The sequence below is a fragment of the Priestia sp. FSL R5-0597 genome (genome assembly GCF_038006305.1).
GTDB lineage: Bacteria > Bacillota > Bacilli > Bacillales > Bacillaceae_H > Priestia > Priestia zanthoxyli.
On sequence record NZ_JBBOUZ010000001.1, the window covers coordinates 4,721,983 to 4,733,658 of the forward strand.

At 37.6% G+C, this 11,676-nt stretch carries 18 protein-coding genes; 10 read left to right on the forward strand and 8 right to left on the reverse strand.

Going from position 1 to position 11,676, the window contains the following annotated elements; genetic code table 11:
- Nucleotides 1–3: 3 nt before the first annotated feature.
- Genes MKX72_RS24935 through mnhG form a run of 3 tightly spaced genes read left to right on the forward strand, consistent with a single transcriptional unit; the run spans nt 4 to nt 1,111 of the window.
- Nucleotides 4–480 (forward strand): Na+/H+ antiporter subunit E, encoded by a 477-nt coding sequence (locus tag MKX72_RS24935; protein ID WP_013059594.1) that lies wholly within the window; start codon nt 4–6, stop codon nt 478–480.
- Entirely contained in the window at nt 481–765 is a 285-nt protein-coding gene (locus MKX72_RS24940) for a Na(+)/H(+) antiporter subunit F1 (RefSeq protein WP_013059595.1), read from the forward strand. It abuts the gene before it with no gap.
- A complete protein-coding gene (gene mnhG / locus MKX72_RS24945) occupies nt 749–1,111 on the forward strand; it encodes a monovalent cation/H(+) antiporter subunit G (RefSeq protein ID WP_013085304.1) in 363 nt (120 codons plus the stop codon). Before MKX72_RS24940 ends, mnhG begins: the two co-directional genes overlap by 17 nt.
- Nucleotides 1,112–1,155: 44 nt before the next feature.
- On the opposite strand, the gene MKX72_RS24950 is transcribed toward mnhG, so the two are convergent.
- A complete protein-coding gene (locus tag MKX72_RS24950) occupies nt 1,156–2,319 on the reverse strand; it encodes an iron-containing alcohol dehydrogenase (RefSeq protein ID WP_013085305.1) in 1,164 nt (387 codons plus the stop codon).
- A gap of 220 nt (nt 2,320–2,539) precedes the next feature.
- On the opposite strand from MKX72_RS24950, the gene MKX72_RS24955 reads away from it, so the two are divergent.
- The gene (locus MKX72_RS24955; RefSeq protein ID WP_013059598.1) at nt 2,540–2,770 is read left to right on the forward strand and encodes a DUF378 domain-containing protein; all 231 of its coding nucleotides are present in this window, start codon (nt 2,540–2,542) and stop codon (nt 2,768–2,770) included.
- A 43-nt stretch (nt 2,771–2,813) separates the two neighbouring features.
- Here the strand turns inward: MKX72_RS24955 and yugI are convergent, their stop codons facing one another.
- The 3 genes from yugI to MKX72_RS24970 all read right to left on the reverse strand — a co-directional run bounded on the left by yugI (nt 2,814) and on the right by MKX72_RS24970 (nt 5,083).
- The gene (gene yugI, locus MKX72_RS24960) at nt 2,814–3,215 is read right to left on the reverse strand and encodes a S1 domain-containing post-transcriptional regulator GSP13 (protein ID WP_013059599.1); all 402 of its coding nucleotides are present in this window, start codon (nt 3,213–3,215) and stop codon (nt 2,814–2,816) included.
- Nucleotides 3,216–3,422: 207 nt separating this feature from the next.
- Nucleotides 3,423–4,583, reverse strand: coding sequence for an aminotransferase (locus tag MKX72_RS24965; RefSeq protein ID WP_013059600.1), 1,161 nt, complete (start codon nt 4,581–4,583; stop codon nt 3,423–3,425).
- A complete protein-coding gene (locus MKX72_RS24970; RefSeq protein ID WP_013059601.1) occupies nt 4,583–5,083 on the reverse strand; it encodes an Lrp/AsnC family transcriptional regulator in 501 nt (166 codons plus the stop codon). The genes MKX72_RS24965 and MKX72_RS24970 overlap by 1 nt, the downstream gene beginning before the upstream one ends.
- A gap of 158 nt (nt 5,084–5,241) precedes the next feature.
- Between MKX72_RS24970 and MKX72_RS24975 the strand changes: the two genes are divergently transcribed.
- On the forward strand, nt 5,242–6,090 hold the full coding sequence (locus MKX72_RS24975; RefSeq protein ID WP_033580468.1) for an alpha/beta fold hydrolase: 849 nt from the start codon (nt 5,242–5,244) through the stop codon (nt 6,088–6,090).
- Nucleotides 6,091–6,259: 169 nt separating this feature from the next.
- The gene (locus MKX72_RS24980; protein ID WP_033580467.1) at nt 6,260–7,432 is read left to right on the forward strand and encodes a MalY/PatB family protein; all 1,173 of its coding nucleotides are present in this window, start codon (nt 6,260–6,262) and stop codon (nt 7,430–7,432) included.
- 35 nt (nt 7,433–7,467) lie between these two features.
- On the opposite strand, the gene MKX72_RS24985 is transcribed toward MKX72_RS24980, so the two are convergent.
- Both MKX72_RS24985 and MKX72_RS24990 read right to left on the reverse strand, forming a co-directional pair.
- Complete coding sequence (locus MKX72_RS24985) at nt 7,468–7,992, reverse strand: superoxide dismutase family protein (protein WP_033580466.1); 525 nt, start codon at nt 7,990–7,992, stop codon at nt 7,468–7,470.
- Nucleotides 7,993–8,095: 103 nt separating this feature from the next.
- A complete protein-coding gene (locus MKX72_RS24990) occupies nt 8,096–8,293 on the reverse strand; it encodes a hypothetical protein (RefSeq protein ID WP_033580465.1) in 198 nt (65 codons plus the stop codon).
- A gap of 85 nt (nt 8,294–8,378) precedes the next feature.
- Between MKX72_RS24990 and MKX72_RS24995 the strand changes: the two genes are divergently transcribed.
- Nucleotides 8,379–8,759, forward strand: coding sequence for a kinase-associated lipoprotein B (locus tag MKX72_RS24995; protein WP_033580464.1), 381 nt, complete (start codon nt 8,379–8,381; stop codon nt 8,757–8,759).
- A 36-nt stretch (nt 8,760–8,795) separates the two neighbouring features.
- On the opposite strand, the gene kapD is transcribed toward MKX72_RS24995, so the two are convergent.
- Both kapD and MKX72_RS25005 read right to left on the reverse strand, forming a co-directional pair.
- Nucleotides 8,796–9,410, reverse strand: a complete 615-nt coding sequence (gene kapD, locus MKX72_RS25000; protein WP_013085312.1) for a 3'-5' exonuclease KapD — start codon at nt 9,408–9,410, stop codon at nt 8,796–8,798.
- 345 nt (nt 9,411–9,755) lie between these two features.
- Nucleotides 9,756–10,139, reverse strand: coding sequence for a hotdog fold thioesterase (locus MKX72_RS25005; protein ID WP_047749614.1), 384 nt, complete (start codon nt 10,137–10,139; stop codon nt 9,756–9,758).
- 106 nt (nt 10,140–10,245) lie between these two features.
- On the opposite strand from MKX72_RS25005, the gene MKX72_RS25010 reads away from it, so the two are divergent.
- The 3 genes from MKX72_RS25010 (at nt 10,246) to MKX72_RS25020 (ending at nt 11,635) form a co-directional block, all read left to right on the forward strand.
- On the forward strand, nt 10,246–10,614 hold the full coding sequence (locus tag MKX72_RS25010) for a hypothetical protein (protein WP_098627019.1): 369 nt from the start codon (nt 10,246–10,248) through the stop codon (nt 10,612–10,614).
- 176 nt (nt 10,615–10,790) lie between these two features.
- Entirely contained in the window at nt 10,791–11,327 is a 537-nt protein-coding gene (locus MKX72_RS25015; protein ID WP_013059610.1) for an HD domain-containing protein, read from the forward strand.
- A gap of 116 nt (nt 11,328–11,443) precedes the next feature.
- Nucleotides 11,444–11,635, forward strand: coding sequence for a hypothetical protein (locus tag MKX72_RS25020; protein ID WP_033580461.1), 192 nt, complete (start codon nt 11,444–11,446; stop codon nt 11,633–11,635).
- Nucleotides 11,636–11,676: the final 41 nt, after the last annotated feature.

Sequence of the window (11,676 nt, forward strand, 5' to 3'; positions counted from 1 at the left end):
TGCATGTCATTTCAACTATTATTAAACGTAATCATTGCATTCACATGGATGTTTTTGAGAGGGATTTGGACACTACCTTCCTTTATTATAGGATTTTTCTGGGGAGCGGTACTGCTGTTTGTTTTCCGCCGTTTTTTTCACAGACGTTTTTACCTGCATAAAGTATATGCGATCATTAAGCTGCTGTTTATTTTCATACGAGAATTATTCAAAGCCAATATTGCAGTGACGAAAGACGTATTGCGCCCTAAATTAAATATTCAGCCAGCCATCTTTGCAATGCCAACCCGTCTGGAGAGTGAATGGGAAATTACCATTCTTTCTCTTTTAATTACGCTAACGCCAGGCACACTGGTAATGGATGTGTCAGATGACAATTCTACTATCTATATTCATGCAATCAATACCGACGATATTGATGACATTATTACAGATATTCAGCAAACATTCGAAAAAGCTATTATGGAGGTGAGTCGTTAAATGCTCGATATTTTTCTAAACGTTTCGCTCATTCTCATTTCTGCTTCAACTATTGGGTTTGTTTACCGAGTGGTAAAAGGTCCGTCAACTGCTGACCGAGCAATGGCCCTTGATGCTATTGGAATTAACATCATTGCTATCACGGCCATCATCTCGATTATTTTTCGAACTCAGGCTTTTTTCGAAGTCATTTTACTGCTAGGCATCATAGCCTTTGTAGGTACCGTTGCTTTTTCTAAGTTTTTAGAGAAAGGAGAAGTGATTGAATATGAACGTGATCAGTGAAATCATTGTAGGAGCTTTGGTACTAATAGGGTCTCTTCTGACAGTTGTGACCATGATTGGGCTTATTCGTTTGCCTGATACGTACACAAGAAGTCATGCTGCCTCCAAAAGTGCTACCTTAGGCGTCCTGTTTATATTAGTGGGCTGCTTACTCTACTTTTGGATTGACACTGGCCATATTAGTGCACGGTTAATTTTAGCGATTGTCTTTGTGTTTATCACCTCTCCTATTGCTGGGCATTTACTAGGAAGAGCAGCTTATTACAGCGGAGTTCCTCTTTCTGATAAAACCGTTCGGGATGATTTGAAAACCAAACAGCAGAAAAAGCTTACCCATCATGAATAAAAAAAAACGCCGTGCGGTTTGCACGGCGTTTTTTATCGAGAATCTTATAAAGAAGCGCGTAGGATTGCTAGTACATCTTCTTTGTTTAATTTTTTAAATTTACCAAATTCACCTTTGGCCATCGCACGATCAGCCATAAGATCTAATTTGTCTTCGCCAATATCATAATCAGCTAAGCGAGTTGGTGCACCTAGGCTTGACCAGAATTCACGAAGCTTATCCACACCTTCAAGTGCTACTTCTTTATCTGTCTTACCTTCCGTATCTACGTTAAATACGCGTACAGCTACTTGCTTGAAGCGATCTACGTTCTCATCCATTACGTGTTTCATCCAGTTCGGGAATAAAATTGCGAGTCCACCCGCATGTGGAATATCATATACAGCTGATACCGCATGCTCAATATTATGAGTAGCCCAATCGCCTTGGTGTCCCATTTGTAACATACCGTTTAATGCGATGGTACCATTGTATAAAATCGTTTCACGTAACTCGTAGTTTTCTAAGTCGTTTAATAATTTTGGTCCCGTTTCAATAACCGTTTGTAGCACACCTTCACACATACGATCTTGAAGCGGCGTATTTGTTGCAGCATGGAAATATTGTTCAAATACGTGGCTCATCATGTCAACCATGCCATAAACTGTTTGATTTTTTGGTACAGTAAATGTATTAACCGGATCTAAAATAGAGAATTGAGGGAATGTTGCCGGACTGCCCCAGCCGTATTTTTCTTGTGTTTCCCAATTTGTAATAACAGAACCAGCATTCATTTCTGAACCTGTTGCTGCTAATGTTAGCACTGTTCCAAATGGAAGAGCTTCAGCTGCGAATACGTCGCGGTTAATGATGTCCCATACGTCGCCATCATATTTTGCGCCTGCTGCGATTGCTTTTGTACAATCGATTACGCTTCCTCCACCTACTGCAAGTAAAAATTCAATACCGTTTTCTTTACAAATATCGATTCCTTTGCGAACAGTTGTCAGACGAGGATTCGGTTCTACTCCCGCTAACTCATGTACTTCTGCATTCATGTCATTCAGTACATCCATTACTTGATCGTATAAACCGCTGCGTTTTACACTTCCTCCGCCGTATACTAATAATATCTTTTTACCAAAGCGACTTGCTTCTGTTTTTAATTGCTCTAATTGACCTTTACCAAAAATTAATTTTGTAGGATTATAAAATGTAAAATTGTTCACTATAAACTCCTCCTTACGAGCTTGATTACATGCATCATTATGAAGAACAACTTTTTGATTGTAAAGAAAATTGACTTCCTAAAGATTATTCCCTGTTGGCTAGATGCTCACCCCATCCAAATGAACGTTTATTTGTCTGTATCTTCCAAAAGCAAATATGCATATTTCCCTCTAAAAAAAGCAGGCTAATAAGTGAACTACAAAACAAGGAGGGTTCATCATGAGTGGTATTCAACGTATTGCGCTCGTATTAACGATTATTGGAGCAATTAACTGGGGACTTATTGGCTTTTTTCAATTTGATTTAGTAGCAGCAATCTTCGGCGGTCAAACATCTGCTTTCTCCCGCATTATTTATGGATTGGTTGGAATCGCAGGACTGATTAACCTAGGTCTATTATTTAAACCTTCTGCTGAAGTAGAGCGTACAGAACCTAGAACGGAACATTAAAAAAAGAAGGATAGCTAAGCTATCCTTCTTTTTTTCTTATTTCTTATTTCTTAATTAGATCTTCGCGGTTTGATTGCTCAATCCACTCTTCTAATTTTTCTTTTAATGTGTTGAATCCTTGAGTAGATTCAGTATGAACTGTTGCTTGACCTTGACGCTTTTTAGCAGGTTTTTTAGGTGCAGAAGCTTCAGTTTTTTCTGGAGCTGGCTCAGTTGCACGAATAGATAAACCAATTTTACCAGTTGACTCATCAACAGATAAAACTTTAACGTTTACTTCGTCTCCTACTGATAAATGTTCGTTAATATCTTTAACGAAGCCATGTTTTACTTCTGAGATATGAACTAATCCTTGAGTTTCTTCATTTAATGCAACGAATGCACCGTATGGTTGAATTCCTGTTACTTTACCTTTTGTAACAGTACCGATTTCAAATTTTGACATATAAACACTCCTAGATACCTTATTATTTTCACCATTATAGCCAATTTAAAATTATAGCACAGTTCATAGATTGAATCAAAAAGTAGTTATACTATATTTATTATTTACCAATTTCGTCACAAATATAAACTAACACTACATTTCATCATAGCAAAAAAGATATTATATCAAACCGTCTATACGATATGACATAATATCTTATTTTTATTATAACTTATTTTCAACAAAACGGCTAATCCGTTTTATGGATTCTTCTAATGATTCCATTGAAGAGGCGTATGAACAGCGAATATGTCCCTCTCCGCCTTTTCCAAATACATTGCCTGGCACGACGGCTACTCGTTCTTCAAGCAAAAGCTGCTCAGCGAATTCTTCCGATGACAATCCCGTTTTCTTGATAGACGGGAATACATAAAACGCTCCTCCGGGAGAATGGCATTCCAGACCAATTTGATTTAATGACTTCACCATATAGTTCCGTCTTCTGCGATAGCTTTTTCTCATCTCTTCTACGTCATGCTGCCCGTTTTGTAGTGCTTCAATTGCTCCATACTGGGCCATGGTAGGCGCGCACATCATTGTATACTGATGAATTTTCAGCATTGCTTTAGCAATCTCAGTTGGTGCACATATGTACCCAAGACGCCATCCAGTCATAGCAAACCCTTTAGAAAAGCCTGAAATAATAATAGTTCGTTCTTTCATTCCTTCTAAAGAAGCAATAGATGTAAATTCTTCATCATATGTTAATTCTGCATATATTTCATCCGTGATAACAAGCAAGTCATGCTTGATTACAATATCCGCAATAGCCTGCAACTCTTCTTTAGATAGCGAACTTCCTGTTGGATTATTAGGAGAACATAAAAGAAGGGCTTTCGTGTTACTTGTAATGACTTCTTCAATCTGTCTAGGCTGTAGTTTAAACTCTGTTTCCGCCGTTGTTTCAATTGCCACAGGAACTCCTCCTGCTAGCGAAATTAACGGGCTGTAAGACACAAAGTTTGGCTCCACGACAATAATCTCATCTTCAGGGTTAATCAAAGCTCGCATTGTAATGTCTAAAGCCTGACTTCCTCCAACGGTCACAATAATATCATCTTTATAATCATACGAGACGTTAAAATTTCTTTTCATATACTTCATAATTTCAAAGCGGAGCTCTAAAAGCCCCGCATTTGCTGTATAAGAGGTATATCCTCTTTCCAACGATAAAATACTCGCTTCTCGAACAGCCCAAGATGTGACAAAATCAGGTTCACCTACTCCAAGAGAGATGACGTTATCCATACTTGCTGCTAAATCAAAAAAGCGGCGAATACCTGAAGGTTTCAGCTGTTGTACAGTTGTTGACAAGCGCTCTTTCATTACGGAGACACCACGATTCTGCGATCTTCATCGCCTTGGTCGTAGATGGTACCATCGTGCTTGTATTTTTTCATAATAAAGTGAGTCGTTGTAGATAAAACAGAGTCTAGCGTAGAAAGCTTTTCAGAAACGAAAAATGCTACTTCAGACATTGATTTTTCTTCAATAATAACAGACAAATCATATGCTCCTGACATTAGGTACACGGATTTTACTTCTTGAAAACGATAGATGCGCTCCGCAATCTCGTCAAAGCCTACTCCTCGCTTTGGTGCAACTTTTACATCTATCATAGCTGTGACGCCCTCATGTCCATCTACTCGTCTCCAGTTAATATCAGCTGAATATTGCACAATTACTTTTTCTCTCTCTAGCTTTTTAACAATATTAGAGGTTTCTTCAAACGTTAAATCCACCATTTTTGAAATACTATCTATTGAAATACGGCTATTTTTTTCTAGAATTTCTAAAATTTCTAACTCTTTTTCTTCTAAGAACACCGCGTTCCCCTCCTACACCGATTAAATTTTTTCACTTTTTCCATTATATCAAATTTAAACACATCTTTAATGTGAAATCTATACCGGTAATTGAGTTTCATTTTATAGATTGCTGGAAATTAGGACAGACTAGAAAGAAAAAGATGGAGTGAAACAAATTGACTGATTCTAAAATTACTTGCCACCAGCGTACTTTTAATGGCGTCAATGTTTACTACGAATGCCATAACTATCACCCTGATAAACCAGCTATTGTATTTATTCACGGCTTTTTATCATCCAGTTTTAGCTTTCGGCGTTTAATTCCTTTATTTGAAGATACGTTTTCTATCATTACGCTGGACCTTCCGCCATTTGGGCGAAGTGAAAAATCGTTAACCTTTCAATACTCGTATAAAAACTTAGCCAAAATTGTCATCGAGTTGATTGAATACTTAAAATTGAAAGATGTTGTACTATCGGGACACTCAATGGGAGGACAGGTTTGTTTAAACGTAGCAAAATTAAAGCCTTCTTGTGTATCAAAACTCGTTCTTCTGTGCAGCTCAGCTTATTTAGGCCCTTCACATTATGGGTTGGTCATGTCTTCTTATGTTCCCTTCTTTTATCTGTGGGTAAAAACGTGGCTGTCTCGCAAAGGTGTATTAGGTAACTTGCAAAATGTCGTATTTGATCATCAGTTAATCGACGAAGAAATGATTGATGGCTATACTGAACCCTTTTTGGATGACCGTACGTTTATGGCTTTAACAAGAATGATTCGTGATCGAGAAGGAGACCTCTCCTCAAAGGATTTGCAGCACATAAAAAAACCAAGTTTACTCATTTGGGGAGAAGAAGACCGAGTTGTCCCTTTACATCTCGGACGTAAATTAAAAGATGATTTGACAGACTCTACCTTTATCTCGTTAAAGGAAATTGGACATCTTTTACCAGAAGAGTGTCCCGACATTGTGCAGTCTCATATGGTCGATTTCTTGTACAGTGAAAAAGCCCTGTCTCAATAATGACGGAGCGAGTTCATATATTTCACACGAGGCGCTAACTTTAATAAAAAATTTATTAGTGGTGCTTCAGCCCATTTTCCCACTTTCTTTATTGACTTCACAAGTTAACTTCGTTGACAAACGTATTAAAAATAAGCAAACTATTATATTAAAAAAGGGGGTACTTTTATTGTCTACTTTTTCTTTTGATCAATTAATTAATCGTACAGGTACGCAGTCCGTAAAGTGGGACAAAACGGATCTCGTTTTTGGAGCAAAAGATGTTCTGCCTTTTTGGGTAGCTGATATGGATTTCCAAGCGCCGCCTAATGTTCTTCAAACCATTAATGAGCGTGTCAAACACGGTATTTTCGGCTACACTTCCCCTACTGAATCTACGGCAAATGCTTTATCATCTTGGGTAAAAAACAAGCATCAGTGGACCATTGATCATGAATGGATTACATACAGTCCAGGAGTTGTATTTGCCCTGAGTATGGCTATTCAAGCATTTACGGAACCTGGAGATTCAATTTTAATTCAACCGCCAGTTTATACTCCGTTTTTCAACATGATAGAGGTAAATGATCGAGAAGTTGTTGAAAATCCGTTAAAACTTGCGGGCGATAAATACGAAATTGATTTTGCAGATTTAGAGAAAAAATTTGCAGAAGGCGTAAAATTAATGATTCTTTGCAGTCCTCATAATCCAGTAGGACGCGTGTGGACAAAAGAAGAACTGAAGAAGCTTGCCGATCTTTGTCAAAAATACAATGTATTAATTGTTTCAGATGAAATTCATTCTGATCTAATTTACCATCCTTATAAACACATTCCCATCAGCATGGTGAGTGAAGATGCAGCCAATCGAACCATTACGTGTATGGCCCCTAGCAAAACATTCAATATACCAGGACTTCAAGCTTCAGCTATTATTATTCCAAATGAGAAGCTGCGCACACAGTATGTTCAGCAGCAGCAAAAACAAGGTTTCTCTAATTTAAATACATTTGGAATCATTGGTTTAGAAGCAGCTTACAGCGAAGGTGGCGAATGGCTAGAAGCACTGCTTGTGTATCTGAAGAAAAATGTAGATCTCGTGACAGGGTTTATAAGTGAACACTTACCTGAACTGCGAGTCATTCAGCCGGAAGGAACTTATCTACTATGGATTGACTGCAACAAGCTGCACTTATCAGAAGAAGAATTACATGAACGTTTATTAGAAAAAGGCAAAATCGCCGTAGAAAAAGGCGAAAAATACAGTTCCACATATGGAAAAGGTTTTATTCGCTTGAACATTGGCTGTTCACATGAACAACTTCAAGAAGGATTAAATCGCTTAAAAATAGCTTTAACGTAAAAAACAGCGTTCTTTCTCACGAAAGAACGCTGTTTTTAATGTTTTTTTGAAATAACTCCGCACGCGATTCGCTTGCCAGAATTACCTGATGGCTCTGTCATTCCATCATCACCTTGTTCAGTAATTACAAGAGAGGAACCATCCATACGCTTAACGAGAGACGTCTTTCCTTCTTTTAACGTGACTTGAGGAACCATATCCGTTCCTTTATACGTCTGATCGTCTTCTACCACAATATTTTTCATATCGCCTAAATGTGGTCCTTTTGGATTTAACAGTCCGTGTTTCTTTTTATCAGGATCAAGGTGATTTCCTGCACTTTTAAAGTTAGGAGCTTTGCAAATCCCCATTTCATGAATATGTACGCCGTGTTCGCCAGGTGGAAGTCCGCTTAAATCGTACGTAAACTCAATTCCATCAGCCTGCTCTTTCAATTTGACTGTACCGATGCTATCTCCATCTGCGTTATAGACTTTGACTTCTTTATTGGATATTTCTTTTTCCATACACCCCGTTAACAAGAAAAAAGGCACGGTTCCAATGAGTAGTAGTTTTTTCATGTTGCCCTCCAATCGCATACGCACTAGCGAAAGTTTTAGATGTCTTTCCATAGATTGTCCAGCAACATATCATTTTAAACGCTTACATTTTATTTGCATTTCATTAGAGTGACTTCTTATTTTCTTGTTCTTTCAGCTTTGCTTCTAATTCCTTCGTTTTTTCTTCTTCTTTTTTAGACACCTTGATGATGAACCGCCAGACTGCAACTGCTGCTAGTACAAAAATCGCCATTGTAGCAAAAGCAGGAATATATTCTGTTTTATCTTCCGGAAAATAAAGCAAAAACATTAAATACATCATGTACAACATCCTTTCATAGAAACGGTAGTAGGTTTTGATTTATACTGTTTATAACAAACACTTTACTTAAAGGAGATCTGGCAATATGACATTTACAATTGGTCAAACCGTTACAGCACTTTATAAAACCGGGAAATACATCGGTGAAATTACACAAGTTCGAGATCTGCATTATGTTGTACGAATTCAAGCTGTGTTGAAGCATCCAGAACAAGGTGACTTACATAATCCTGGACAAGTGGACGTACCTTTTTTTCACGAGCGAAAAGCACTTGCGTTTCGAGAGCAGGCCAACATTCCTCAAAAAATGGTTCATCTCTATGAAGACAGCGTTCCTGATTATAAGCATTCACTAAAAAAAGCCCTTGAATTAAAGATAGCTGAACAACAAGCCAAAGATAGCGCTTTTGCTCAAGCAAGTATTGACTGTTTAGAAGAGTTAAAAAAAGAGTACGGTATTCATTAAGCAAAAAGCCAAATTCACATAGAAGTGATTTGGCTTTTATAATGCAAATTTATTTAATACTTTTGAAAAATCGATTCGATCTCCTATGGTCGTCGGCTCCGGCTTTTGAAGGTACCGCTTATCTTTTTCTACAAGCTTAAAGATGTTGAGTGTCGTCATCGCATCATCAAGCGCGCAGTGGTGCTTTCCAGTTCCTTCTTTACCATACTCTTGCACAGCTTTCCAAAGGCCGGTTTGATTTTGATCTCCAAAAAAGCGCTTATACTCCATCGAAAGATCAATTTCTTTACCTGTAAAAGGAAACGGCACCTTATTTTTTTGACAGCACTGCCTTAATACTTTCATATCCATGTTTCCCCATGTAATAATCGTGCTGTTTTTATACATGCCCAGTCGCTGTACAAGCTGCTCTAGCGTAATTCCTTCATTTACTTGATTTTGTTCGATATGGAGAAATGATTTACAGCGCTCAGTTAATTTTGTAAAGTGTGTAGGCTGTACGTAAGAGGAGAAACGATCAATGATTTCTTGATTTTTAACAAACACCAAACCAACTTCAATGATTTCCGGAAAAAAGCCTTTTGGAAAACCTTTATACTCTGGCATTGTAAATTCAAAATCAATGAATAAATACTGAGAGTTCTTATCCAATATTATCACCCCTTTGTAAAATAAACCGCCCTACTATATTAATGCTATTATAGCACGATTGAACAATCGGAAGGTCTATTTTCTGTTATTATTTTTAATATTATGAATATTCTAGTTGCTGAATAAAAAGAATACTTTACTACTACTATATTCTAGAGCATGTCTCTATGCGCAGGGTAACTGTCACGAATAGACATAATTTCGCTTCTTTTTTTTACCTATTTTTTCACTTTTTTATGTATCCGCTCTTCCAAATTCTCTTTAAGCTCTCATATCAGTGTGTGAGGTGCTCCTCCTGACTTCAAAAGCATACCTCACACCTTTTAGACTAAGCCTTTCTTATATTTAAGCTTTAGGCAGAATAGCAAGCGTGCACCGGGATATACAGATTAAATTCTCTTCTTCATCTTGAATTTTCACTTCCCAAACCGCTGTTTTTTTTCCTTTATGTAAAGGAACGCCTACAGCTGTAACTGTTCCATCTTTTTTCCCTTTGATGTGATTAGCATTAATCTCTAAACCCACACAGATTTCTTTTTCAATATCTACACTTTTAATAGCACCTAGACTAGCCACAGTTTCGGCTAACGCCACCGATGCTCCTCCGTGCAAAAGCCCGAATGGCTGACGCGTTCGCTCATCAACAGGCATCGTCGCTTCCACTCTTTGTTCACTTGCGCTAATAATCTCAATTCCTAATGCTTCTAACAGCGTATCTTTTGTTTTCATATACATACCTCCCTTTGTATCTAGTATACAATAACGGTTTTGCTACAACATATACGAACCCTCTACATATACATAATAAAAATCCGTTTTTTAGGAGGATTCTTATATGAAACCATTTGCTCCCTTGTCTTACTACTGGCCATCGTACTACATGCCTCACCCTTATACATACAGGGTACCTAGCTTACCTGAGGCGGACATAGCGACTTTCCAGCAATCTCTTAAAGTGATTCCCTCTACCATGCAAAGCGCTACCATATTTATTCAAAGAGCTAACGCTTCGCCAGCTTTAATAAAAAAAATAAAAGCTGCTGCTCAAGAATCTAAAGTGAGTGAAGTAAAAAGACTCATTCTTTCAACAGGCGTTAAGGCCAAAATTGATGTTTTTTATACGCCAGACTATATTAAAATTACGTTTATTCATCCCGATAACCAATTTGACTGCTGTCACGTTTCGTTAAATATTAAATGGTAAAACACAAGGAAAAAAGTCTTATTTTCTTTTGAAAAAGATGTACATGTTGTTTTGTTTCGAATATTATAATATATGCCGTTTTTGGATGTAAAAACAAATTACACGATAATTGTATTTAGGAAATAAATATGATATTGTATTTGGAAATATATTTTTTCTTTAGGAGGGATGACATGATGAGACATGTTACGCTAGTAGAAATTTTCACGCATCCTATCGCTCAAAAATATTTAACACGATCTGGCGTTGCGCATGCTGTATCGGTCGCCTATCATGCGTTTCGTCTATCTGTACAGCATAATGTAAACCCTGATTTAGCTACAAAAGCAGCGCTGCTTCATGATATTGGCCACTACGAATGGTACACAAATGGTCAGTGGGATTATGAGAAGTATCGTCAAAATGATATTCACGCTATTAAAGGTGCTGAACGTGCACATAAATTACTCATTCGTTTAGGCGAGGAACCTCAGGCGGCAAAAGAAATTGCCTTAGCTATTTTACTACACACAGACTCCTATTTGCCTGAAGGAACCATTCAGCAACGCCCTCTTCAAAAAGTAGTCAAACTAGCTGATGAAGCTGATGAAGAGCCAGGCGGCAAACATCATTACCGTGAAATGGAATACAATTTGGCTGTAAAGAAAATTAAGGAGCTTGATAAGAAAGTGCTTGAACTTCTACATTCCAACCAATTTAAACAGTTAGGCTGACAGGATTAACTCCTTTCATAAGAGTTAATCCTTTTTATTATTTCTCCTCATAATTCCCTGCAAATTACTCATACTACTTATTGATTCTCATTTTTGGTTAGTTAGGAGGAAGAAGAATGTCTAAAAACGCTAGAGGTTACGTGCAGGATTCTTGTACGTCATTAAATCAGGCAAAAGCAAGCCTTGAACAAGCTCTTCAAACAGTAGAGAAAGATTCAAATCGCGAACATATTGAACAATCTCTTCAGGCTGTAGAGCAAGCATTAGGAGCTTGTGACAGCACTGCTTCTACTCTTTCTCAAGCATGAAAAAAAAGCAGCCGGTTTTGATTGGCTGCTTTTTTTTCATT